General features: G+C 69.6%; 16 protein-coding genes and 1 pseudogene. 6 read left to right on the forward strand and 11 right to left on the reverse strand.

Annotation, left to right across the window (positions count from 1 at the left end; translation table 11 throughout):
* Window positions 1-1,370, reverse strand: a 1,370-nt coding sequence (locus KXR53_RS26965) for a mannose-1-phosphate guanylyltransferase/mannose-6-phosphate isomerase (protein ID WP_437378397.1), incomplete at its 3' end; no start/stop codon positions are given.
* A 252-nt stretch (window positions 1,371-1,622) separates the two neighbouring features.
* On the opposite strand from KXR53_RS26965, the gene KXR53_RS26970 reads away from it, so the two are divergent.
* The gene (locus KXR53_RS26970; protein WP_437378398.1) at window positions 1,623-4,241 is read left to right on the forward strand and encodes a glycosyltransferase family 4 protein; all 2,619 of its coding nucleotides are present in this window, start codon (window positions 1,623-1,625) and stop codon (window positions 4,239-4,241) included.
* A gap of 170 nt (window positions 4,242-4,411) precedes the next feature.
* On the opposite strand, the gene KXR53_RS26975 is transcribed toward KXR53_RS26970, so the two are convergent.
* From KXR53_RS26975 to KXR53_RS27005, 7 genes are all read right to left on the reverse strand, one after another.
* Window positions 4,412-5,635, reverse strand: a complete 1,224-nt coding sequence (locus KXR53_RS26975; protein WP_437378399.1) for an AGE family epimerase/isomerase — start codon at window positions 5,633-5,635, stop codon at window positions 4,412-4,414.
* Between the two features lie 25 nt (window positions 5,636-5,660).
* Window positions 5,661-7,181, reverse strand: coding sequence for a phosphomannomutase/phosphoglucomutase (locus KXR53_RS26980; protein ID WP_437378400.1), 1,521 nt, complete (start codon window positions 7,179-7,181; stop codon window positions 5,661-5,663).
* Window positions 7,182-7,327: 146 nt separating this feature from the next.
* Window positions 7,328-7,603, reverse strand: a complete 276-nt coding sequence (locus KXR53_RS26985) for an HU family DNA-binding protein (RefSeq protein ID WP_026872678.1) — start codon at window positions 7,601-7,603, stop codon at window positions 7,328-7,330.
* Between the two features lie 119 nt (window positions 7,604-7,722).
* The gene (locus KXR53_RS26990) at window positions 7,723-8,454 is read right to left on the reverse strand and encodes an ABC transporter ATP-binding protein (RefSeq protein WP_437378401.1); all 732 of its coding nucleotides are present in this window, start codon (window positions 8,452-8,454) and stop codon (window positions 7,723-7,725) included.
* Window positions 8,451-9,257 (reverse strand): ABC transporter permease, encoded by an 807-nt coding sequence (locus tag KXR53_RS26995; protein WP_437378402.1) that lies wholly within the window; start codon window positions 9,255-9,257, stop codon window positions 8,451-8,453. The genes KXR53_RS26990 and KXR53_RS26995 overlap by 4 nt, the downstream gene beginning before the upstream one ends.
* Window positions 9,258-9,463: 206 nt before the next feature.
* Window positions 9,464-10,951 (reverse strand): hypothetical protein, encoded by a 1,488-nt coding sequence (locus KXR53_RS27000; protein WP_437378403.1) that lies wholly within the window; start codon window positions 10,949-10,951, stop codon window positions 9,464-9,466.
* 120 nt (window positions 10,952-11,071) lie between these two features.
* Entirely contained in the window at window positions 11,072-12,481 is a 1,410-nt protein-coding gene (locus KXR53_RS27005) for a glycosyltransferase family 4 protein (RefSeq protein ID WP_437378404.1), read from the reverse strand.
* Between the two features lie 308 nt (window positions 12,482-12,789).
* On the opposite strand from KXR53_RS27005, the gene KXR53_RS27010 reads away from it, so the two are divergent.
* The 3 genes from KXR53_RS27010 (at window position 12,790) to KXR53_RS27020 (ending at window position 16,369) form a co-directional block, all read left to right on the forward strand.
* Window positions 12,790-13,977, forward strand: coding sequence for a polysaccharide biosynthesis/export family protein (locus KXR53_RS27010; protein WP_437378405.1), 1,188 nt, complete (start codon window positions 12,790-12,792; stop codon window positions 13,975-13,977).
* Window positions 13,978-14,003: 26 nt separating this feature from the next.
* Entirely contained in the window at window positions 14,004-15,479 is a 1,476-nt protein-coding gene (locus KXR53_RS27015) for an LTA synthase family protein (protein ID WP_437378406.1), read from the forward strand.
* A gap of 80 nt (window positions 15,480-15,559) precedes the next feature.
* A complete protein-coding gene (locus KXR53_RS27020; RefSeq protein WP_437378407.1) occupies window positions 15,560-16,369 on the forward strand; it encodes an alpha/beta fold hydrolase in 810 nt (269 codons plus the stop codon).
* Window positions 16,370-16,524: 155 nt separating this feature from the next.
* On the opposite strand, the gene KXR53_RS27025 is transcribed toward KXR53_RS27020, so the two are convergent.
* Window positions 16,525-17,856 carry a glycosyltransferase family 4 protein gene (locus KXR53_RS27025; protein WP_437378408.1) on the reverse strand — a complete coding sequence of 444 codons (1,332 nt, stop codon included), beginning with the start codon at window positions 17,854-17,856 and terminating at the stop codon, window positions 16,525-16,527.
* A gap of 440 nt (window positions 17,857-18,296) precedes the next feature.
* Between KXR53_RS27025 and KXR53_RS27030 the strand changes: the two genes are divergently transcribed.
* Window positions 18,297-21,335, forward strand: a complete 3,039-nt coding sequence (locus tag KXR53_RS27030) for an alpha-mannosidase (RefSeq protein WP_437378409.1) — start codon at window positions 18,297-18,299, stop codon at window positions 21,333-21,335.
* Window positions 21,336-21,356: 21 nt separating this feature from the next.
* On the opposite strand, the gene KXR53_RS27035 is transcribed toward KXR53_RS27030, so the two are convergent.
* Complete coding sequence (locus tag KXR53_RS27035; RefSeq protein ID WP_437378410.1) at window positions 21,357-21,545, reverse strand: hypothetical protein; 189 nt, start codon at window positions 21,543-21,545, stop codon at window positions 21,357-21,359.
* A 258-nt stretch (window positions 21,546-21,803) separates the two neighbouring features.
* Between KXR53_RS27035 and KXR53_RS27040 the strand changes: the two are divergent.
* Window positions 21,804-22,706: pseudogene (locus KXR53_RS27040) on the forward strand (LysR family transcriptional regulator); the annotation flags it as partial.
* A gap of 18 nt (window positions 22,707-22,724) precedes the next feature.
* On the opposite strand, the gene KXR53_RS27045 reads toward KXR53_RS27040, so the two are convergent.
* Window positions 22,725-23,465 (reverse strand): SDR family oxidoreductase, encoded by a 741-nt coding sequence (locus KXR53_RS27045; protein WP_437378411.1) that lies wholly within the window; start codon window positions 23,463-23,465, stop codon window positions 22,725-22,727.
* Window positions 23,466-23,482 lie beyond the last annotated feature (17 nt).

The raw sequence follows: 23,482 nt of genomic DNA on the forward strand, positions 1-23,482 counted from the left end.
TCGATGAGCTCGAGGTCGATCTTGCCGGGGTTCTCGAGCTTGTGGTCGGTGCCGATCGGCAGGTAGACGGCCTCGTTCTCGCGCAGGATGCGGGACTGGCCCTCCATGGTGACGCGGGCGGTGCCGGAGAGCACGACCCAGTGCTCGGAGCGGTGGTAGTGGCGCTGCAGGGCGATGGCCTGGCCGGGGTGGATSAGGACGCGCTTGACCTGGAAGCGGTCGCCGGCGTGCAGCGACTTGACGGTGCCCCAGGGACGGTAGATCTCGCGGTGGATGACGGCCTCGGGGCGCTTGGCCGCCTTGAGTTTGTCGGTGACGGCCTTGACGTCCTGGACCTTGTCCTTGGCGGCGACGAGGACGGCGTCGTCGGTGGCGATGACGATGGCGTCGTCGAGRCCGATGACGGCGGTGAGGATGCCGTCGGAGCGGACCAGGCAGTTGCGCGAGGCCAGCGCCAGGGCGTCGCCCTGGGTGAGGTTGCCGTCGGCGTCGCGGTCGCCGATCTCCCACARGGACGACCAGGAGCCGACATCGGTCCAGCCGATCGCGGCCGGGACGATGCCGGCGCGGTCGGTCTTCTCCATCACCGCGTGGTCGATCGAGATCGAGGGGGCCTGGACGAAGGCGGCGGGGTCGAGGCGSAGGAAGGTGAGGTCGCGCGAGGCGGCCTTGAGCGCGGCGTCGGCGGCGGCGAGCACGGCCGGGGCGTGGCGGGCGGCCTCGGCCAGGTACTGGCCGGCGGKGAACAGGAAGATGCCGGCGTTCCACAGGTGGCGGCCCTCGGCGAGGAAGCGCTCGGCGGTCTCGCGCGGCGGCTTCTCGACGAAGCGGGCGACGGTGCGGGCGCCGGGGGCGYCCGGGATCTCGTCGCCGGGCAGGATGTAGCCGTAGCCGGTCTCGGGCGCGGTCGGCCGCATGCCGAAGGTCATGAGATGGCCGGCGCGGGCGGCCGGGGMYGCGGYGGCGATGGCGGCGCGGAAGCCCTTGGGGTCGGCGATGTGGTGGTCGGCCGGCAGCACCAGCATCAGGGTGTCGGGGTCGCGGTCGGCGAGAAAGCGGGCGGCGACGGCGACGGCCGGGGCGGTGTTGCGGGCCGAGGGCTCGAGGATGATGGCGTCGGGCGCGACGCCGATCTGGCGCATCTGCTCGGCGACGACGAAGCGGTGGTCGTCGGCGCAGATGAACACCGGCGCGGCGAAGCCGTCGGCCTCGCCGACCCGCACCACCGTCTCCTGGATCATCGTCCGGCCCGACACCAGCGGCAGGAACTGCTTGGGATAGCCCGCCCGCGACAGCGGCCACAGCCGCGTCCCGGACCCGCCCGACAACACCACCGGCACCACCGCCGAATTCAACACTGCGAAACCCATCTAATTCCGGGAAAATCTTCCGATATTCCGAACTTCTTCCGGTGATGACATACCGAATTATGAAGTCCGGGAAGCGGAGCACTCTCCCGACATCCGATGGTGTGGGGTTTCCGCCGCTGGACCGACACGAAACCAGATTTCGCGTCGTTATAATTTGAATTTAGGTGCGCTGCAGCATAGTCTTCGATTCCGGACGGCGCGTCCAGTCGCCCGTTCAAAACCATGGTTTCCCCGGTCGAAGGATCGTCGGCGATGAAGATTCAAGCCTTGGTCGCAGCTGTGATTCCTGATGCCTCCGGTTCGGCGATCGATCCCAACGAGTTGCAGGATCTGATCGATGCGGCGGATTGGGACGGCGTGAATGCGCTGTCCCGGCAGTCCCGCACCGCCTCGTCCCGGGACGAGGCGGCGGGGATGCCACCGACCCGGCGCACCGCCCTGCTCGACCGGCTGTACAGCGTGGCCCGGGATTCGGACGAAGATTTCGACCCCGCGGCTGCGGCCAAGGCGGCCGCGGCGCTGTGCCTGTCGCAGCACAACCATGTGCTGTCGCCGCTCGACCAGCCGGCGATCGGCGGCATCTTCGTCGAGGACGGCATGCTCCATCTCTGGGGCATCAACCAGCTCGACCCGGCCCAACCGGTCGATCTCGGCCTGGTGATCGACGGCCGCCGGATCTTCGACGCACGGACCGATCCCGCCACCGGCCGGGTGGCCTTCGCCGCCACCCGCATGCATGGCCGCCACCGCTCGCTCGGCTTCGAGCTCGACGGCACGGTGGTCCCCGGCCCCGCCTTCACCGGCCTGTCCTTCTGGAAGGATCCGGACGCGCTGCACGAGCTGGCCGACCACCTGACCGACATACTCGGCCGCACCGCCTATCTCGGCGCCCGCTACAAGTCCAAGTGCGACCTACCGAAGACCATGGCGCGCCTAGACGCCAATGGCGACGACAAGGTCAAGGGCCGGATCCCCGAGTTCGTCCGCTATATGGCGAACAAGTACGATTGCGACACCAAGAACCTGGTCGGCTACTACGGCACGGCGCAGTGGATCATCTCCGACATCATGGAGTATGCCGACCGCCGCGCCATCTTCTGCATGACCAACGAGATCCATGAGGCGCTGTCCGAGGGCGTGTTCAACAAACGCGCCCTGAAGAACGACGTCTCGCTGGCGCTGTTCGCCTTCTGGCGCCGGCACTACCAGCACATCGACATCTTCAGCGACGAGGGGCTGCGCAAGGTCCAGTACAAGTTCGCCACCGCGCCCTTCATCAGCGACAAGAACAACCAGCTGCTGATCTCGAAGGCGCTGAAGGAGCGGCTGAGCCAGGTGGTCGACGCCTACCGCACCCGGGCCCTGCCCTGGAGCTGGTACTGGCTGTTCCGGCATGAGGACGAGGGCACCACCCACAAGATGATGGAGGCCGGCTACGCGCTGACCCTGTCGTTCAAGGAGGTGCTGGCCGATCTGGTCGAGGAGAACCGCTGCTCCTTCAACCCGCGCAACTGGATGTCCTACTGGGGCTCGACGCCGCCGGAGGTCACGGGCCACTTCACCCGCTTCGACCTGGCCCTGATCTCGCTTCTGAACGGCCGGTCGGTGCCGGAGGAGCTGATCGCCGAGCGCGGGCCGGAGGCGCTGCGCCAGCAGCTGATCGACGCGGTCTACAGCCGCGCCCCGCGGCTCGCCGCGATCTCGGCGGTGGCGCCCGAGCTGGCGGCCGCGCCGGCGGCGGAGCCGGCGATCCAGCGCGTCGACCTGGTGATCATCGGCCATGCCAACGGCACCGGCCTCGGCCGCAACCTCAACATGTTCGTCGAGGCGCTGTCGGACTTCGATCCGCTGGTGTTCAACGCCGATGACGGCCAGTGCGTCAACTCCGAGGGGCGCTATCGCGAGGACATGAATCTGCGCGCCCGGGTGGTCCTGCTCTGCGTCAACGCCGACCGGGCGCCGGAGATGATCGCCCGCTTCGCCCCGATCTGCGAGGACGCGCACATCATCGGCTTCTATCTCTGGGAGACCGACACGCCGCCGGAGACCCATCTCCTCGGCGCCAATGCGGTTGACGAGATCTGGGCCCCGTCCGGCTTCGTCGCCGAGGGCTACCGCAAGATCACCTCGACCCCGATCAGCAACGTCCGCAAGGGCCTGGCGCAGCCGCCGGCCCGGGTGTTCAGCCCGTTCCTCGACCGCTTCCGGCGCAGCCCCAGCGAGTTGATCTTCCTGTCGCTGGCCGAATTCGGCTCCTCGATCGTGCGCAAGAACCCGCTGGCCGTGGTCAAGGCCTTCCAGCAGGCCTTCCCCGAGGGCGAGGAGGAGGTCCGGCTGCTGCTGAAGATGCGCGAGATCGACCCCGCGCACTGGAGCAACTTCGACGGCTATTGGGAAGAGGTGGAGGAGCGGATCACCGGCGACAGCCGGATCGAGATCGTCGAAGGCAACCTGACCGACGCGGAATACTGGTCGCTGATCGCCTCCTCCGACGTCTTCGTCGCGCTGCATCGGGCCGAGGGCTTCGGCTACGGCATCGCCGATGCGATGATGCTGGGCAAGCCGGTGATCGTCTCCAACTACTCCGGCACCCAGGACTTCTGCGATCCGGACAACTCCTTCCTGGTCGGGGTCGATATCGTGCCGACGCCGCCGGAGCAGATGCGCAGCAAGTCCTATGTCGGCCATTGGGCCAGCCCGCGGATCGATCAGGCGGCGGCGGCGATGCGCGCCATCCTGACCAACCCCGAGGGGGCCAAGGCCCGGGCGCTGAAGGGCCAGGCCCGGATCCTTGCCGACTACAACTTCGACGACTGGAAGAGCGGTCTGTCGACCCGGATCCGAGACCACCTCGCGCGGCTGGCCGGCTGAGGGCACCGAAACCTGGTCTCTGCAATGACACTGTAGGTCGGGTTCGCCCGCAGGGCGAACCCGACATCCCGCCACCCGCTCATGGTGTCGGGTTCGCTACCGCGACCCGACCTACGGTCCGAATCCCTTCGCCTCTCCCGCCCCGCGGGAGGGGGCGGAGGCGCTTGCCCTCAGGCCGCGGCGCCGGCCAAAGGCGCGTCCAGGGCGCCGGTGGCGAAGGCCTTCTCCAGCTCCTCGATCGCGCAGATGATGTGGTAGAAGCTGCTGGCCGGCGCCGGTTCCTCGACGAAGGTGCCGTCGGGCTGCAGCTTGTCGCGCCACAGGCCGGGTACCGGCACCTCGAGATAGGTCAGCAGCGCGGTCACGCCGGCGACGATCCGGCCGCGCCACAGCGCCTTCTCCCGCTCGGTCGCGGCGATACCGGCCAGGGCCACCGCCGCCTTGATCCGCTCGGTCTGCGGCCACAGCCGGGCGCCGGAATCGACCGGCGCGCCGTCGTCGAGGATGGCGTTGACGGCGACGTTGCGGATCGGGTCGACGCCGGTGGCTTCGGCCGCCTCGGCCATGCGCCGGGCGGCGGCGATCGCATCGTCGCGGCCGCGCAGCCTGCCCCAGCGGACCAGCAGCCAGGCCCATTCGAACAGGTGTCCGGGCTCGACGATGCGGCCGTCCCGGCCGGGTGCCGGCCGCCAGTCGCCGTCGAAGAACTCACGCAGATAGCCGGTCGCCGGGTCGATGAAGCGGGACAGCGACAGCTCGGCGATCTCATCGGCCAACTTGTGCCAGGCCGGCTGGTCCGGGCCGGAGCCGAGCTCGACCCAGGCCAGCGACGCCTCCAGCAGATGCATATGCGGGTTGGCCAGCAGCGGCAGCTTGCGCGGCGCCGCCTCCTCGAAGCCGCCCAGCGGGTGCTTCAACGTCGCCTCCAGCCGTTGCCGCAGGCGCGTCGCCGCCGCGGTCAGCGGCGCCGGGTCGGCGACCACGGTGCCGGCGACGGCCAGGGCGAACAGGGCGAAGGCCTGGTCGTACAGCACCACGCTGTCGTCCAGCGTGGCGCCGTCGGGCCCGACCAGGGTGCGGAAGGTCCCGTCCGGCCGCTCATAGGCGCGGCGGAAGAAGGCCAGGCCGTGCTCCACCGCCTGGCGCGACGGGCCGGACCAGCCCAGCCGGCCGGCGACGGCATAGGCGAAGACCTGCCGCGCCTGCACCCGGGCGCGCCGCGGCTCGATGCAGGGGTTGCCGTCGAGTGCCAGCCGCTCGTGGAAACCGCCGCGCTCGCGGTCGGCGCCGGTCTCCCACCAGATCGGCAAGGCCTGGGTGGTCAGCCAGGTCATCAGCCGGTCGCGCAGGCCCTGCAGGGCGGCACTCTGCTCGGTCGGGGTCGGGGTGGTCATCATCGGCTCCAGCGGCAGGTCACTCTCAAATCGTCTGATTGTAAGCGCCGACTTCGGGATTCTCACGCAGCACGCCGTCGACGGCCCGGAACATCTCGTGCAGCCGGTCCTTCGATACCGGGCTCTCGACCACCACCACCAGCTCCGGCTTGTTGGAGGAGGCGCGGACCAGCCCCCAGGTGCCGTCCTCGGTCGTCACCCGGATGCCGTTGACGGTGACCAGATCGACGATGCGATGGCCCCCCGGCAAGCCGCCATTGGCGGCGATGTCCTGGAAGCGCTTCACCACCCGGTCCACCACCTCGTACTTCACCTCGTCGGCGCAGTGCGGCGACATGGTCGGCGACCCCCAGGTCTGCGGCAGGGCGCGGTACAGATCGGCCATGGTCTTGCTGGGGCTGCGGTCCATCATCTCGCAGACCGCGATGGCGGTGACGAGGCCGTCGTCATAGCCGCGGCCGATCGGCGGGTTGAAGAAGAAATGGCCGGACTTCTCGAAGCCGGCCAGGGCGTTCAGGTCGCGCACCCGGCGCTTGATATAGGAATGGCCGGTCTTCCAGTAGTCGGTCTTGGCGCCCTGGGCCTGCAGCACCGGGTCCGCGGCGAACAGGCCGGTCGACTTGACGTCGACCACGAACTGGGCGCCGGGATGCAGCGCCGACAGGTCGCGCGCCAGCATCACCCCGATCTTGTCGGCGAAGATCTCCTGGCCCTCGTTGTCGACCACGCCGCAGCGGTCGCCGTCGCCGTCGAAGCCGAGGCCGAAATCGGCGCCGGTCTCCTTCACCTTGGCGGCGATGGCGTGCAGCATCTCCATGTCTTCGGGGTTGGGGTTGTAGTTCGGGAAGGTGTGGTCCAGCTCGACGTCTAGCGGGATCACCTCGATGCCGATCGCCTCCAGGACGCGCGGGGCGAAGGCGCCGGCGGTGCCGTTGCCGCAGGCGGCGACGACGCGCATCGGGCGCGTCACCTTCCGGCCCTCGGTCAGCTCCCGCACATATTGCTCGGCGAAGCCCTTGACGAAGCGGTAGCCGCCGCCGGAGCGCGGCGCGAAGGCGCCGGACAGCACGATGTCGCGCAGCCGGCCCATCTCCTCCGGCCCGAAGGTGACCGGGCGGCTGCAGCCCATCTTCACCCCGGTCCAGCCATTGTCGTTGTGCGAGGCGGTGACCATCGCCACGGCCGGGACGTCGAGCGCGAACTGGGCGAAATAGGCCATCGGCGAGACCGCCAGCCCGATGTCGTGCACGGTGCAGCCGGCCGCCATCAGCCCCTGCGCCAAGGCGATCTTGATGGCCATGGAATAGCCGCGGAAGTCGTGGCCGACCACCACCTCGGGCCGCACCCCGGCCTCATGCAGATAGGTGCCGAGGCCGAGCCCGAGCGCCTGCACCCCCATCAGGTTCAGCTCCGGCGGCTTGTCCGATCCGGGATGCCCGAACCACCAGCGGGCGTCGTATTCGCGGAAGCCGGTCGGCTTCACCAGCGGCGTGGTCTCGAAGGCATAGGTGTTCGGAACCAGCGAGGCGGAAGGCTTCGGAAACATCGGGATCCTCGGCGGCGGGAGGGGCGGGGATGGGCAACAGGGACTGGTTCGCCGGCCCGGCCGGGCCGGCGGCTACCAAGCGCAGCTCGCGGGAGGGGCCTGCACGCGGAACCCGGCGGGTGCGGCTGGGTCCCGGTGCGGCGGTCTCAGCCGTTCAGGGCTTCGCGGACCGGCTTCGACGGGCTGAACACCACCTTCTTCGAGGCGGCGATCACGATCGGCTGCCCGGTGGTCGGGTTGCGGCCTTCGCGCTCCGGCCGGATCGCGACCTTGAAGCGGCCGAAGCCCGAGATCGAGACCTGGTCGCCCCGCGCGGCCGAATCGGTGATCGCCTGGAAGATGGTGGTGACGATGCGCTTCGCCTTCACGCGCGACAGATTATGGTCCTGGGCCAACAGCTCGATCAGTTCAGAGGTGTTCATCGAGGGTCCTCTAGATGGCAGTGGGCGCGTCGCACCCGGTGGAAGGGCATGGGCGCTCGATCCCAGGCCCAAGGCGCATGCTCGCGGCGAGCATGTCGGGAAGGCCGGCGGGCCGGCGATCACGGCGTCGGCACCGGCAACTCGTCATCTTCCTCCTCCTCGACGTCCTCGATCGGCGGATCGTCGTCGGTGGCCGGCTCGTCGGACTTGAACGCCAGGATGGCGTCGCGCACCGAAGAGAAGGTCTGCAGCCGGGCGTCGGACAGGATGGCGCCGGTATCGGCGAAGCGGCGCAGCAGGCGCGGCCGCTTGGTGGTGAAGACCAGCGTCGCCTGCTGCCGCCGAGCGTCGACCAGGCGCTCGCACCAGTCGCGGAAGCCGGGTGGGCCGCCGATCAGCGATTCGTCGGCGAGATAGATGTCGAAGGGCAGGGCGTAGGCGGTGGTGAACAGAAGGCGGCTGCGCTTGTCGCCGGTGAAGGCGGAGAAGGGCTTGTCGAAATCGGTGCCCAGCCCGGCATGCGCCTCGACGAAGCGGATCACCTCCCTGGCGTCGGCGCCGTAGAGGCGGGCGGTGAACCAGACATTCTCGCGCCCGGTCATGGTGGTGACGAAGGGGCCGGCGGTGCCGACCAGGAAGGACACCCGCCCCCGGCGCAGCACCCGGCCGGAATCAGGCGGGATGGACCCGGCGATCAGGCGGATCAGGGTCGATTTGCCGGCGCCGCGCTTGCCCAGGATGCCGACCGTCCGGCCGGATTCGAACACGGCGCTGACATCGTCGAAGACCAGCTTGCTCTGGCCGGTGCCGTGCGAGCGGTAGCGCTTGCTGACGCGGTCCAGCACGATCATTTCGCCGCCATCCTGCGGTTCCGCAGCGCCCGCTCCATGGTGAGGCCGAGGAAGATCGAGCCGAGCGCCCAGGACAGGAGATAGGTCTTGTCCAGGCACAGCGTCGGATAGGTCGGGTAGAAGCCGGTGCGGAACCACTCCACGCCGTGCAGCACCGGGTTCCAGACCAGCCAGTCGCGGATCTGCGTCGGCATGTAGTCGGGCACGTAGAACACGGCGCTGAGGAACAGCAGCGACCGGCCGAACACGCCGTAGACCACCGCCCACAGCCGGAAGAAGGAGCCGATCACGCCGTTGACGATGCCGACGCCGATCGCCGCGGCCGTGATCGCGGCGAAGGCGGAGATCGCCGTCAGCGGTCGGGCCGGCCAGGCGTCGCGCACCCCGATCACGACATAGATGAAGCTGAACAGCAGCATCGCCACGACCGCGAGCTGCAGCGTCTCCAGGAACGACCGGGCCAGCATCAGGTCCAGCGGCTTCACCAGCGGCACGCTCTTGGTCAGCCCGCTGCCACGCACCGCGCCCATCGCCTTGGAGGAGATGTGGACGAAGGTGAAGTACGGGATCATGCCGGTGCCGAGGAACAGCAGCATGCTGGTGCCGAAATCCGCCTGCCGGCCGATCGCGGCGAACACCGTCATCATCATGGTCAGCTGCAGCATCGGCTCGAGCATCTCGAGCAGGTAGCTGAGGCGCGAATGCTTGGCGTGCATCCGCATCTCGCGCAGCATCAGCGACACCACGACCCGGGCCTGGACCCCGATCGCCTGGCCGAAGCGCGGCGGCGCCAACGCAGTCATGCCGCGGCTCCGGACATGGTTCGGGAAAGGCGGGCGCCCGTCGGCATCGTGCGGCCCGCCTCAGAGGCCGTTTTGGAACTCGCTGCGAGGAGTCGGCTGGCGTGGTTTTCGAGAACCGGAGCGCAGCGGATATGGAGGTCCGTGAGCACCGGAAGCGCAGAAAACCACGTCAGACGGCCGTCGCAGTAGAGGTTCAAGGCGGGCTCTCAGATCATGTGGTCGCGCACGGCATAGACCGTGAGCATGGTGATGGCCCAGGCCACGCCGGCGATCAGCAGCACGATCAGCACGTCCTCGACCCGCGCCGGATACAGCGGGTACTCGGCCATGGCCGGCTCGACATAGGGCATCAGATAGGTGCGGTCCGACATGGCGCTGCTGCGCACCTGGTCGAGCGCCGTCAGCATGTTCTGATAGCTCTGCTGGGCGAATTGCAGCTCGAGCCGGATGTCCTCGTAATCCGACAGGGTCGCGGCGTAGCCTTCGTCGGTCGGCTTGGCGCCCTGCGCCACGCCGGAGCCGAGCTCGCCCTCGATCTTGTTGAGCTGATCGCGGGTGGCGGCGATGTTGTTCTTCAGGACTTTGATGGTCGGCGCATCCGGCGCCATATGGGTCGACAGCGAGGTCAGCTGCGCTTCCATCTGCGCCAGGTTGGTGCGCAGCTGCAGCGACAGGCCGAGGGTCGAGGACGCGCTGGTCGACAGGTCCGGGCTCTGCTGCACGTTGCGGAACTGGCGCAGCTTGGCGGTGACGTCGCGCAGCCGCTGCTCCGCGCTCCTCACGTCCCGCTCGGCGAAACGCACCGCATCCTCGCGGGCCCGCTCGGCGATGCGGTTGACCAGGTCTTCGCTGGAGGCGATCAGCGCCTTGGCGACGCGCAGCGCATCCTCGGGCGAGAAGGCCCTGACCTGGACGATCGAGATGCCGGTCGACACGTCGAAGCTGGCGTCGACCCGGTTCTGCCAGTATTCCACCAGCTTCTCGACCGGCACGTTGGGGTCGAGCTTGGCCAGGAAATCGGCCTTCGGGTCGCTGTAGATCTGGCGCAGGTCCACGGTCTTCAGCAGGTCCGACACCGCCTCGCGGCTGCTGATGTAGTCGGCGACGATGAAGTTGTCGCTGAAGGCGGACAGCCGGGCCGACTGGCCCAGCGCGGCGCCAACCAGATCGGTGGTGGCGGAGGAGGCCGAGGCGTTCGACGACTTCACCGCGAAGCGGAACTCGGAGACGTACTGGTCGGCGGCGACGAAGAAATAGTAGTAGGCGGCCAGCCCGGTGGGCAGCACCACCATCAGCAGCAGCGACAGCCAGAATCCGACCGACAGCCTGGCCTTGCGGCTGGGCAGCTTGAGCGGCTCGGTCGCCGCGTCGACGCGGCGGTCGGGGAGGCGCCTGGCCGTCGGCGGCGGCGCCGACCGCACCGGGACATCGCGGACGAAGCTGGTCATCGGCTCCTCGGCAGGCGGCCGCCGGCGGGGCAGCGAAGTGATGGTGGCATCGGTCGGCGGTGTGTCCGCCTCCGTCTCAGGGCCGGAGACGTCCCCGGCGCGGCGGGCCGCCAGCCGCGCCCGGGCGGCGCGCAGCTCGGCGATCGACCGGCGCGACACCCGCGCATCAGCGGAGTCCGGGACCGAGGCCTGCTGGTCCAGCTTTTCGGAGAGGTCTTCCGAGGGATTGTCCGGTGTCTTGCCCAAGCCATACCTCACGACAGTCGGGGCGGCTGCGCTTCCGTTCGCTGCACCGCAGCATAGCAGACGAGGTGCGACGAGGAAACCTGCGAAACCACCAAACCTTTCCGCTCCGTTCCCAATTCCTCAACGAAACCTTTGATCTCCATCCGCGAGAACCGGCGTTCCGGCCGCCGGCTCCGGCGCCGCCGCGGCCGGCGCCTGTTCTCCGGCCGGCAGCAGTCGCCGGTACATCTCGGCCAGCCGGCCGCGGTAGCGGTCCGGCGAATACAGAGCCGCCTGGCGGCCACCGCGCTGCGCCAGATCGCCGCGCAGCTCGGCATTGGCATCGAGGGCGCGGATCGCTTCCGCCAGCGCGTGGGTGTCGTAGGGGTCGACCAGCAGCGCCGCGTCGCCGGCGACCTCCGGCACCGCGCCCTCGGTCGAGGCCAGGACCGGCGTGCCCAGGCGCATCGCTTCCAGCACCGGCAGGCCGAAGCCCTCGTACAGCGACGGGAAGGTCACCGCCTTGGCGCCGCGGATCAGGCTGACCAGCAGCGGGAAGGGGGCATAGTCGATGCGCAGCACCCGGTTGCGGGTGAAGGTCAGGGTGTCGACCTGCTCCAGGTAGCGGATCGTCGAGTCGTTCAGGAGCCGCAGCTCCTGGTCGGTCTTCCAGGCCAGCTTGCCGATGATCACCAGCGGCGTCTTGATCTGGCTGGCGAGATAGCCCTCGATCAGTCGGCCGATGTTCTTCTTCGGCTCGATCGCGCCGAAATAGAGCAGGTAGTCCTTGTAGACCAGGTTGAAGGTGCCCTCGACCTCGCGCTTGACCGCCTCCTCCGGCTTCTCGGCGTATTTCGCCGGGATGTCGACCGCCTGGTAGGTGTTGGTGATGCGCTCCTCGGGATAGCCGAACAGGTCGACGATGTCGCGCTTCGAGGTCTCCGACACCGTGACGATGTGGTCGGCGCGGCGCAGCAGCATCCGCACCAGCTTGTGATAGCGGCGCTTGTTGTCGAGCGTGGTGTAGGGCAGCCGCAGCGGCACCAGGTCGTGGATGGTGTAGATGTTGCAGGCGCCGGCCATGCGCAGCGGCAGCGGATAGGTCCAGTGCATCAGCCGCGGCGCCTGGCGCGCGGTGACCGTCATCCGGTTGCGGTAGATGGCGAAGTGCCGGTACGAGCGGTTCCACAGATCCGGCACGGTCCAGATCCGGTCGTAATAGGGCAGGCGCGACCGGTAGGTCTTGGCGATCACCTTGCCGGTGATCGGCACCGGCTTGGCCCGCACCCCCGCCGGCGAATAGATCAGCTCGTTGACATAGCGCAGGAACTCCAGCCAGCGCGGCGTGTCGCCGACATTGGCCGGGTCGAAGAAGGCGATCTCGCGCAGCAGCTGCTGGGTGCTCGGCGCCGCCCGGCCGCCATACAGCACCTCCGTGCGGTAGCCGATATTGTGCAGCTCGTAGCTGAGGTTGCGGGCATAGGTGGCCACCCCGGTGCCGGTTTCGAGGCCGAGATTGTAGCCGTCGATCATGATCGTCTGAGGCGTCACGGCGTGGTCCTGTGCTGTCCAGCGACTCGGAACGAAGGCTTCGGCAGCCCCCGATGACGAAGGCCGTATCGGAACACAGCCCCGCCGACATCGCCATCGGAGATTTGGCGTGCCCCTATAGATATAAAACCTAAAGCGGTCTACGAAAACAGGAATTTGAGGTTGAGAGTCCTGGAAGCCGCGCGGTGCCTTGGATTCCGGATTCGAATGTGAAAGTGTGGTTGCATGGAACATTGGCTCCCGCGTCCGAAATCTGGTATGCACCCAAGCATTCGCGCTGCGGCGCTCAGCAGAGAGACGACGTCTCAATGACTTGGCGACTGGCTTGGCTCGTTCCCGCCGTTCTCGCGCTTCCCGCCTGCGGTGAGCTGCCGAGCCACGGCCCCCTGGCAGGCCAGATCCTGGCGTCGGGCGAGAAGGCATCGGCTGCGGAGGCGGCCCAGGCCGTCGATACCCGATATGCCATCGTCGATCTCAACGAGACGACGCTCGCGGCGCTGAATCGCGCCCCCCGCCCCAGCCTGATGCAGCGGTTCGGCGACAAGGCGCCGGCGCCGATGCAGCAGATCGGCGTCGGCGACGTCGTCTCGGTGCAGATCTGGGAGGCCGGCACTGGCCTGTTCGCCGCCGGCGGCGGCGTCACCCCGACCGGCGCCGAGGGGGCGCACAGCGTCACTTTGCCGCCCCAGGTCGTCGACCAGCGCGGCAACATCACGGTGCCCTATGCGGCGAAGCCGATCCGCGCGGTCGGCCGCACGCCAACCCAGGTCGCCGAGGCGATCGAGCAGGCGCTGACCAGCCAGGCCAGCCAGCCGCAGGTGATCGTGACCGTCCCCCAATCGGCCTCCGCCTCGGCCTCGGTGCTGGGCGACCAGACCGGCGCCGCGCGGGTGCCGCTCAACATCAAGGGCGACCGGCTGCTCGACGTCGTCGCCCAGGGCGGCGGCATCCGGTCGCTGCCGGCGGAGACCTTCATCACCCTGACCCGGGCCGGGGCGTCGGAGACGGTGGACCTTCCCACCGTCCTGAAGGACCCTTCGGAGAACATCTACATTCAGCCCGGCGACGTCATCTACGTGACCCGCCACCCGCAGACCTTCACCGCGCTCGGTTCGGTCAGCAGTTCCGGCGAGCTGCCGATCGATCAGGAGCCGTTCACCCTGGCGCAGGCGGTGGGCCGGGCCGGCGGGCTGGCGCCGAACGCCGCCGATGCCAGCGCCGTCTTCATCTTCCGCTTCGAGTCGCGGGCGGTGTTCCGCCAGATCCGGGACAACTCGCCGCTGCTGGCGACGCGGCAGCCGGTCCCGGTGGTCTATCGCCTCAGCTTCGAGGATCCGCGCGGCTTCTTCTATGCCCAGCAGTTCCCGGTGCGGAGCCGCGATCTGATCTATGTCGGCACCGCGTCCTCGGTCGAGTTCCTCAAGTTCCTGTCGGTGGTGCGCGGCGCCATCTCGGTCGGCACCCCGGCGACCACGGTGGTGTCGGGCGGCGGCTGAGCGCGGCCGCGGAAGGAGGCGGCGCCATGCCGGTCGCACCCGAGTTGATCGGTCTGGCCGGCGGCGCCGTCGCCTGGGAGGCGGTGGACTCGCTGGCCCGGCCGCGGCGGGGGACCTTCGGCGGCAGCCGCGCCGCCCTCCTCGGCCGCGCCGTCGTGTTCCTGCTGCTGCTCGGCGCCTGGCTCGGCCTCCTTGGCCGCTTCTGGTTCGCGCTCGTGGCCAGCCTGATCACCCTCGCCATCCTGGTCGCGATCTCGAACGCCAAGCACCGTGTGCTCCACGAGCCGCTGGTGTTCTCGGATTTCGCCTTCATCCTGCCGATGCTGCGGCATCCGAGCCTGTTCTATATCGAGCGACGTGAGGGGCTGGTCCTGGCCGGCGGCGTCGCAGTGCTGCTGGCGGTGATCGCGGCGTGGATCGGGCTCGAACCGCGCAGCATCCCGGTGCCGGCGCAGCTGGCCCTGCTGGCGGTCGAGGCGGCGCTGCTCGGCGCCGCGGCTGCCCTCATCCCCTGGCCGAAGGCGCTGACCTTCGCCGATGCCTGCGACCCGCGCGGCGCGGTCCGGCGCTTCGGCCTGGCCCTGTCGCTGCCGACCGCCTGGCTGCGCTGGCGCGGCGAAAGCCGCCGGCCGCTGCCGGCGCTGCCGCCGCCCGGCCCCGGCACGGGCGTCGACGCGGTGGTCGCGGTCCAGTCCGAATCCTTCATGGATCTGCGCCGCATCGGCATCGCGACCGAACTGCCCGAATTCGACCGGCTCAGGCCCCGTGCCCTGGTGCATGGCCTGCTCGACGTGCCGTGCTTCGGCGCCTACACGCTGCGCCCGGAGGTCGCGGTGATCACCGGCCTCGGCGCCGAGGACCAGTCCTTCGACGGGCTCCACCCCTATCTCCGGCCGCAGCGCTTCGCCCCGGCCTCGCTGGCGGCGGCGCTGCGCCGCCGGGGCTGGCGTACGGTGTTCCTGCACCCCTATGACGAGCGCTTCTTCCGGCGCCGCGAGGCGATTCCGGCGCTGGGCTTCGACCGCTTCATCGGCCAGCGCGACCTGCCGGGCGCCGAGCGCTGCGGCTACTACATCTCCGACGCCGCCGTGGCCGGGGTGATCGAGGACGAGCTGCGCCGGGCGCGGCAGGACGGGGTCAGGCTGTTCCTGGTCTGCGTCACGATGGAGGCGCACGATCCCTTCCGCCCGGGCCGGGTGCCGGGCAAGGACGAGCCGCTGCAGCAATATCTGCACCATATCGGCAACGCCGATACGATGCTGGCCCGGCTCGCGACCCATTTCAATACAGCGGCGGACCGGGTGCTACTGGCCTTCTACGGCGACCACGCACCGGTGCTGGCGGAGGTGGATCCGGAGCGCGAGCGTCGCACCGACTTCATGATCCTGGACTGCGGTCGCGCCGCGCCCCGGCCGGGCGGGCAGGGCAGGGCTTCGGTGCAATGGCGGCCGGAGCAGATCAACAGCTTCATCCGGTCGTGGCTGGACGGGGGCGCCGGCTGACCGGGCGCCCGGCCTGCCGCGGCGGGAACCGGTCCCACGATCCAGCCGTCATAGCAGGAGCAACCGCGTGGGGAACGCTCATGCTGACTCTGGATCGCCGCTTCGAGTTTCGCGGCCAGGCTGTGGCCTGGGGCGCGATTGGTGACGGGCCGCCGCTCGTCCTGCTGCACGGCACGCCGTTCTCATCACAGGCCTGGCGCCGGATCGCACCGCTGGCCGCGAGCCGCCGGCGGGTCTACGTCTTCGATCTGCTGGGCTACGGCCAGTCGGAGCAGCGCGACGGCCAGGACGTCTCGCCAGCCGTCCAGACCGTGCTCTTCGCCGCCCTGCTGCGCGAATGGGGGCTCGAGGAGCCGGAGATCCTGGCGCACGATTTCGGCGGCATGACCGCGCTGCGGGCCTGCTATCTCGAAGGCTGCCGCTACGGGCGCCTCACCCTGGTCGATCCGGTGGCGCTGGCGCCGTCCGGCTCGCCCTTCTTCCGCCACGTCGCCGCGCATGAGGCGGCCTTCGCCGGGCTGCCGGACCACGCCCATGACGCGCTGCTGCGGGTCTATATCCAGGGCGCGGCGCGGAATCCGCTCACCGAGGAGGCGATGGGCATCTACATGCGGCCCTGGCAGGGGGAGACGGGGCGCCCCGCCTTCTACCGGCAGATCGCGCAGATGGATGACCGCTATCTCACCGAGATCGAGCCCCGCTATGCGGCGATGGGCTGGCCGGTCGAGATCCTGTGGGGCGAGCAGGACGCCTGGATCCCGATCGCGCAGGGCGAGCGGCTGGCGGCGAAGCTGACCGGCGGCAGGCTGACCCGCGTCCCCGATGCCGGCCATCTGGTGCAGGAGGACGCGCCGGAGGCGATCGTCGCGGCCCTGTTCCAGGGGATGTGAGCGCCTGTCTCAGAGACCGTTTGGAAATGCGCTGGCGTGAGTCGGCTGGCGGTGGTTTCGAGAACCGGAGCGCAGCGGACATGAAGGTCCGTGAGCACCGGAAGCGCAGAAATCGCCGTCAGACGGCCGCGCCAGGTGCATTTCCAAGCGGTCTCTCAGCAGATGCTGTATTTCCGGCGCACGTCGGAGACGACGTCGTCGAATATGTTGAAATGCCGGTCCCAGGTCGGCGCCTTGAAACGGGCCAGCCGCGCCATCTGCGCCTGGCGGCGCGGCGAGTTCGGCTTGGCGTAATCGATGATCGTCTCCATCCAGCCGGGGCCGTCCAGCGGGTCGAGATATTCCGGGATGCCGCTGCCCAGTTCGTGGAACACCGGCAGGTCGGAGCAGATCACCGGCACCGAGCAGGACAGGCCTTCGACCAGCGGCAGCCCGTAGCCTTCGGCGAAGGAGGGGAACAGCACGGCGCGGGCGCCGATCAGCAGGCGGTGCAGCACCGCGTCGGGCACCCGGCCGCATTCGATGACATGGTCGGCGATCTGATCGCAGCGCTCGATCATGTCGATCACGTTCTCGTTTTCCCAGCCGCGGCGGCCGACGATCACCAGCTTCGGCGCCGCCTTGCCCAGCTTCTGCACCAGGGCGCGCCAGACCTGCAGCATGAACAGATGGTTCTTGCGCGGCTCGATGGTGCCGATGATCAGGAAATAGGGCTCGCTCTCCAGGTCGTTGACCTTCTGCGGCGCGAAGCGGTGGTCGACCCCGAGCGGTGCGACATAGACGCCGTCCATGCTGCCGTGGTGGCGCTGCACATGCTTCATCAGGTCGCGCTTGGTCTGCTGCGAATTGACGATGGTGGCGGCGGCGGTGGTCGAGATCGCCTCGATCCGGGCCACGTGTCGCGCGGCATAGCCGGGGCGGACATATTCCGGATGGTCGATCGGGATCAGGTCGTGCACCAGGTAGATCGGCGCCAGCTTGCGCCGCGACACCAAGCGCTGCAGCGTCGCCGGCTGGTGCAGCCCCTCATGCGAGACATTGACGTAGATCGCCTGCTGCCGCCGGGCGCTGATGCTGATCATGCGCGACAGCAGCCCGCGGGCGCCGAGCAGGGCGTCCATGCCGAGCTGCAGCAGGGGCGCCGAAGGCCGCAATGACGGGGCCGGCGTCACTGCCGTCCGGCCGCCGCTGAACTGTTCCGGCGGCACGCCGATGAAACGCGCGATTCGGTCCGCCTCGTGGCTGCGGATGCGCTGGGCGCCGAAGCTCCAGCGTTCCAGCCGGTTGGCGACGAACTGGGCGAAGGCGGGGGTCGAGAGCTGCCAGTAGCGCGAGCGCCAGCGGGCGATGAACTGGACCTCGCCGGGATAGCGCTCGAGCATGTGCCGGCCGTAGGTCAGCTCAACCCGGTCGACGCCCGTCGGCGTCGCGCTGCCGGATCGACGCACCAGCCGGGTCACATCGAACAGGATCTGGTCCTGAGCCATACGTCCTGCTCCTTTCCAAGCTGTCGTCCGGCCGCCGGAACCGGCGGCACGGTCGTCATGGGGACAAGTCGTCCGAACCGAAATCTTCGGGACGTTGCGCTCCCCCTGGTCCGCCGGCGCCCGGATCTTGGGGGATCCCGACGCCGGCGGCACGGCATTACGACGACCGCTTGTGCATGAACCCGAAACCATAGGCTATGTAAGCTATCATCAGTCTCCGCGAAATAGGAAATCCTTTCCGCATTGCAAAACAATCGACAATCTGAGCATTAAAATCTGCAAAATCCAATCAAATCGAATCCTTCCGATAGGGCTTCGCCCAAATGCATCCGGCCGTGCCCATGGCAGCGGAATGCGGTAACTAAGGGCGAAGCGAATCGCGTCTCCCCAGGTTCCGCAGGCATCGCGCCGTCCTGCCCTCGCCCATCGGAGAGATCGGAATGAGCCTGTCCATCGCCCAGCGTCTGCATCGCCTGGACGCCCGCATCGCCGAGATTCTGTGCTGGCGGGAGCGGGCGAGCGAGCCGATCGAGCATTGGCGCTGCGACGGCCGGGGCCTGGCGCTCGGAGATCCCTGGCCGCACAAGGAAGGCGTCCTGGCCTTCGCCGCCGAGGCCGAGGTGCCGGCCGCCTGGCCGCTGGACGAGACCCGGCTTCATCTCGATGTCGGCGGCGAAAGCCTGCTGACCCTGCATGAGGAGGGTGTGGGGACCACCCGCTTCGGGCTCGACCCGAATCACCGCGAATTCCCGCTGCGCGCCCGCCGGATCCGGATCGAGACCGAAAGCGTGCCGCGCCTGCCCTTCGGCCAGCCGGTGCACCATCCTCGGCTGAACGAGGCCCGGCTGGTCTGGATCGACCCGGTGGTGCACCGCCTGGCCCTGCTGCTGCGCCAGGTCTGGGAGACGGCGCTGGCACTGGAGGAGCACGAGGCGGTGCCGCATCTGCTGGCGGCGGCCGAGGCGGCGCTGCGGTCGCTCGACTGGCCGTCGGCGACCGGAGCCTATCTCGCCCGCACCGCGCGGCTGCCGCAGCAGCAGGCGATCTGGCAGCTGCCCGAGCTCGACCGCCGGCCGCCGGCGCTGGGCGAGGCGGAGCGGGCGGCGGCGGCCGCGGCGCATGACGGGCTGGTGGCGGCGCTGCGCGGTCTGCGCGAACGGTTCCCGCCGCAGGGCCGGCTCGCCATCACCGGCCATGCCCATATCGATCTGGCCTGGCTGTGGCCCTATGCCGAAACGCGGCGCAAAGCCCGGCGCACCTTCCACACCGCGCTGCGGCTGATGGAGCGGTTCCCGGGTTTCGTCTTCAACCAGTCGACCGCCGCCTATTACGTCCAGGTCGAGGACGACGACCCGGAGCTCTTCGCCCAGATCCGCGAGCGGGCGGCGGAAGGGCGCTGGGAGACGATCGGCGGATTGTGGGTCGAACCCGACACCAACATGCCGACCGGCGAAAGCCTGGTGCGCCAGATCCTGTACGGCCAGCGCTATTTCGAGCGTGTCTTCGGCCGGCGCCACACCGTGTGCTGGCTGCCCGACTGCTTCGGCTTCTCGCCGGCCCTGCCGCAGCTGCTGCGCCAGGGCGGCATGGACAGCTTCTTCACCATCAAGGTGAACTGGTCGGAAACCAACCGCTTCCCCCACGACCTGTTCCAGTGGGAAGGGCTCGACGGCAGCCGCGTCCTGGTCCACACCTTCGACAACCCGATCCAGGGCTACAACGGCACCATCCGGGCCGATTGCGTGCTGCCGACCTGGCGCAACTTCCGCGGCAAGACGGTGCATGACGAAAGCCTGCTCGCCATCGGCTTCGGCGACGGCGGCGGCGGGGTGACGCCGGAGATGCTGGAGCGCCAGGCCCAGCTGGCCGATTTCCCGGCGCTGCCGGAGCTGCGGCTGGCGCGGGTCGATGAGTTCTTCACCCGCATCCGCGAGCGCGTGGCGGTGGAGGAGCTGCCGGTCTGGCTCGGCGAGATCTATCTCGAGCTGCACCGCGGCACCCTGACCAGCCAGGGCCGCACCAAGCGCCTGAACCGGCAGGCGGAGCGGGCGCTGATCGCGGCTGAGGTCGCCGGCAGCCTTTCGGCGCTGCTCGGCGGGCGCCGTTTCGACGGGTTGGAGCCGGCCTGGCGCGGCCTCTTGAAGAACCAGTTCCACGACATCCTGCCCGGCTCCAGCATCCGCGAGGTCTATGAGGATGCGGAGCGTGAGCTGGCGGCGGCGCGCGACGCCGGCCTGGCCCGCCAGGCCGAGGCGATGGCGGCGATCGCCGCCGCCCTGCCGGCGGGCGGCACCGCCGACGCGCTGGTGGTGGTGAACCCCGACCTGTCGCCGCGCCCGCTGCGGCTGGAGCTCGACGGGCAGGCCGCGGCCCCCGACCTGACGGTGCCGCCGCTCGGCGTCGTCGTGCTCGACCGTGCGGCGCTGGAGGCGGCGCCCGGGTTGTCGGCTGGGTGGTCGACCACGGGCAGCCATCTTGAGAACCGTTTCCTGCGGGTGGAGATTGGCTCCGACGGCACCATCGCCCGCCTGCTGCACAAGCCGACCGGCCGCGACGCGCTGGCCGGGCGCGGCAACCAGCTCTGGCTCTACCCGGCCGACAAGCCGCGCAGCTGGGACGCCTGGGACGTTGAGGCGGATTACGATCGCGAGGGCTTCGAGCTGACCGGGCTGGAGGCGGCGGAGCTGGTCGAGGACGGGCCGCACCGGGCGGCGCTGCGGCTGGTCCGCCGGTTCCGCGACTCGATCATCACCCAGACACTGACGCTGTGGGCGAACTCGCCGCGGCTCGACATCCACACCCGGCTCGACTGGCACAACCGGCGGGTGCTGCTCCGCGCCCTGGTGCCGGTCGCGGTGCGGGCGGAGACGGCGAGCTTCGAATGCGCCTTCGGCGTGGTGCGGCGGCCGACCCACCGCAACACCTCCTGGGACCAGGCGAAGTTCGAGGTGCCAGGCCACCGCTTCGCCGATCTGTCGGAGCCGGGCTTCGGCGTCGCCCTGTTGAACGACGGCAAATACGGCCACAGCGCGCTCGGCAACGTGCTGGGCCTCAGCCTGGTCCGCGCGCCGATCTACCCCGACCCGCTGGCCGATGAGGGGGTGCAGGAGTTCACCTATTCAATCCTGCCGCATGAAGGCGACTGGCACGAGGGCGGGGTGCGCGAGGCGGCGGAGGACCTGAACCAGCCGCTGCTGGCGCTGCCGGCCCGCAATCTCGCGGTCGGGCTCCACACGCCCCTGATGATCTCCGGCATCAGGGTCGGCCTGGCCGCCCTGAAGCCGGCGGAGGAGGGCGACGGCCTGGTGCTGCGCCTCTATGAGCCGGCCGGGGCGCGTGGGCCGCTGTCGATCACCGTCCCGGAGGGCTGGCGCCTGGGCGAGCCGGTGTCGCTGCTGGAGGAGCCGGCGCCGCGCGACCGGCCGCACGACCTCGAGCCGTTCGAGCTGCGGAGCTGGCGGCTGTTGCCGGACCGCTGATCAGGGTTGGGTCAGGGCAGCTCAACGGCCTTCCTTCGGCTTCGCCGGGGCCGATCGGCGGTCCTCCCCCGCTCCGGCGGTGCCGGGGTTGAAAGAGGGCGGATCGCTCGCGTCCATGCTCTCGGCCGAGGCCTCGTCGACCTTCCGGTTGGCCGCCTTCCGGTCCTTCTCCGGACGCGCTTCTTTGGTGGGCTTGCGGGGCGTCGTCATGCTGGCCTCCTCGCCGACGGAACGGCGGCGGAGGCGCGGCGGTTCCGTCGGGCGGGAAGGCTTGCAAATAGGGGGGCCGGCAACCCTGGAACGGTGCTTCCCTTCGTTCCAAGCTGGCCTCAGGTGCCCTCCGTCCATGACGGCGCCATAGCCCGGCCCGAGGCTCCCCCCACCACGCCTCGGGCCGGGCTTCCTTTTCGCCCCATTGGCGTCGCTGGTGCCGGCCTTGTGCATTTGCGATCCTGCCGCAGGGTCGGCATGGCAGCCGGATCGGGATGCAGCGAGGGCGGGCTAGGCGTGCAACTCCGACATCTGAAGACATTCGCGGCCGTGGCTGCGCGCCTCAACATGACGCGGGCGGCCGAGGAGGTCCATCTGGCCCAGTCCAGCGTGACGGAGCAGATCCAGGCGCTCGAAGCGGATCTCGGAACGCCGCTGTTCGACCGGTCGCGGCGCCGGCTTCGGCTGACCGAGGCCGGCCGGCGGCTGCTCGACTACGCCGGTGATCTCCTCGCCCTCGCCGACGAGGCGCGCTCGGCGGTGGCGGATGCGGCGGGTCTGGCCGCCGGGACGCTGACGATCGGTGGGCTGGAGACGCTCGCCACCAGCCGGCTGGCGCCGCTTCTGGCCACGTTCGGCCGGGCGCATCCCGCCATCGCTCTGCAGCTGAAGGTCGCCGGCAGCGGCGAGCTGCGCCGGGGCGTGCGCAGCGGCGAGATGGATGTCTGCTTCGCCTTCGGCGGTGTGCCCGAGCCGGAACTGCAGAGCGAGCCCGTTGCACAGGAGAGGCTCGTCGTGATCGCCCCGCCGGGCCACCGGCTGGCGGGGCGCGACACGATCGGGACCGGTGATCTCCTGGGCGAATCCTTCCTGGTGACGGAACAGGGCTGCGTCTATCGGCAGATGTTCGAGAGCGCGTTTCCCGCGGAAGCCCCGGGCCGCCCGGGCGTGGCCGGGGAGTTCAGCAGCATCAACACCATCCGGCGTCTCGTCGAGATGGGGGCCGGATGCGCGCTGGTTCCCGGCCTGGTCGCCGCGGAGGCCGGCGGGAGCGTCGTCGCCTTGCCATGGGTCGGCGATATCGACTTCGTTCCCGTGTCCATGATCTGGCGCCGGCGGCGCGTGCAGCCGCCGACCCTGCGCCTGTTCCTGGACGCGGCCCGCGACGGCTTCAGGCTCTCAGACCAGCCGATGCCCGCCCTCGACATGCAGCACCGTCCCGGTGACGAAGCCGTTGCCGATCAGGAAACGGATTGCATCGGCGATGTCGGCCGGCCGTCCAACCCGTCCGACCGGCAGCTTCTTGGCCATGGCCTCGAGCGTCGCGGCCTTGGCGTCGCCGGCGACGAATTGCCAGATCGGTGAATCGACCCAGCCCGGCGAGACCACGTTGACCCGGATCGGCCCGAGCTCGACCGCCAGCGCGGCGGCCAGCGAAGCCAGCGCGCCGTTGATCGCGGCGACGACCGAGCCCCGCGCCGCGGGACGATAGGCGGCGATGCCCGAGGTGAAGGTGATCGAGCCCGTGGGCGAGAGCGCCGGCGCGCCGTGTTTGGCCAGGAGCAGCGGGCCGATGAGCTTGGAATCGATGACCCGGCGCGCGGCGGCGAGCTCCAGCGAGGGCAGGAGCTGATAGGCGCCTTCGATATCGGCCGCGGTGGTGACGATGTGATCGAGCGGGCCGCTCTGCTCGAACAGCCGCACGACCTGGTCTTCCCGGGCGATGTCGGCCGCGATCGTGCGCAGCCGCTCCTGGTGCAGCAGGCTCGCCCGGGCCGCTGCGAGCCGGGCCGCGCCCCGGCCGACGATCGTCACCTCGGCGCCGTCCGCCAGCAGGCGTTCGGCCAGCGCCAGCCCCATCCCGGAACTGCCGCCGACGATCAGCACGCGTGGCTTCGCTGTCTCGATGTTCGAACTCATGGGACCTCCATCCTGGG

Source organism: Inquilinus limosus (assembly GCF_051487185.1).
GTDB lineage: Bacteria > Pseudomonadota > Alphaproteobacteria > DSM-16000 > Inquilinaceae > Inquilinus > Inquilinus limosus_F.

Excerpts from the sequence above, each read along its gene's own strand:
- KXR53_RS26970 (WP_437378398.1), top strand. The coding sequence starts at position 1,623 with ATGAAGATTCAAGCCTTGGTCGCAGCTGTGATTCCTGATGCCTCCGGT.
- KXR53_RS26975 (WP_437378399.1), bottom strand. The coding sequence starts at position 5,635 with ATGACCACCCCGACCCCGACCGAGCAGAGTGCCGCCCTGCAGGGCCTG.
- KXR53_RS26980 (WP_437378400.1), bottom strand. The coding sequence starts at position 7,181 with ATGTTTCCGAAGCCTTCCGCCTCGCTGGTTCCGAACACCTATGCCTTC.
- KXR53_RS26985 (WP_026872678.1), bottom strand. The coding sequence starts at position 7,603 with ATGAACACCTCTGAACTGATCGAGCTGTTGGCCCAGGACCATAATCTG.
- KXR53_RS26990 (WP_437378401.1), bottom strand. The coding sequence starts at position 8,454 with ATGATCGTGCTGGACCGCGTCAGCAAGCGCTACCGCTCGCACGGCACC.
- KXR53_RS26995 (WP_437378402.1), bottom strand. The coding sequence starts at position 9,257 with ATGACTGCGTTGGCGCCGCCGCGCTTCGGCCAGGCGATCGGGGTCCAG.
- KXR53_RS27010 (WP_437378405.1), top strand. The coding sequence starts at position 12,790 with ATGACTTGGCGACTGGCTTGGCTCGTTCCCGCCGTTCTCGCGCTTCCC.
- KXR53_RS27015 (WP_437378406.1), top strand. The coding sequence starts at position 14,004 with ATGCCGGTCGCACCCGAGTTGATCGGTCTGGCCGGCGGCGCCGTCGCC.
- KXR53_RS27020 (WP_437378407.1), top strand. The coding sequence starts at position 15,560 with ATGCTGACTCTGGATCGCCGCTTCGAGTTTCGCGGCCAGGCTGTGGCC.
- KXR53_RS27025 (WP_437378408.1), bottom strand. The coding sequence starts at position 17,856 with ATGGCTCAGGACCAGATCCTGTTCGATGTGACCCGGCTGGTGCGTCGA.
- KXR53_RS27030 (WP_437378409.1), top strand. The coding sequence starts at position 18,297 with ATGAGCCTGTCCATCGCCCAGCGTCTGCATCGCCTGGACGCCCGCATC.
- KXR53_RS27035 (WP_437378410.1), bottom strand. The coding sequence starts at position 21,545 with ATGACGACGCCCCGCAAGCCCACCAAAGAAGCGCGTCCGGAGAAGGAC.
- KXR53_RS27045 (WP_437378411.1), bottom strand. The coding sequence starts at position 23,465 with ATGAGTTCGAACATCGAGACAGCGAAGCCACGCGTGCTGATCGTCGGC.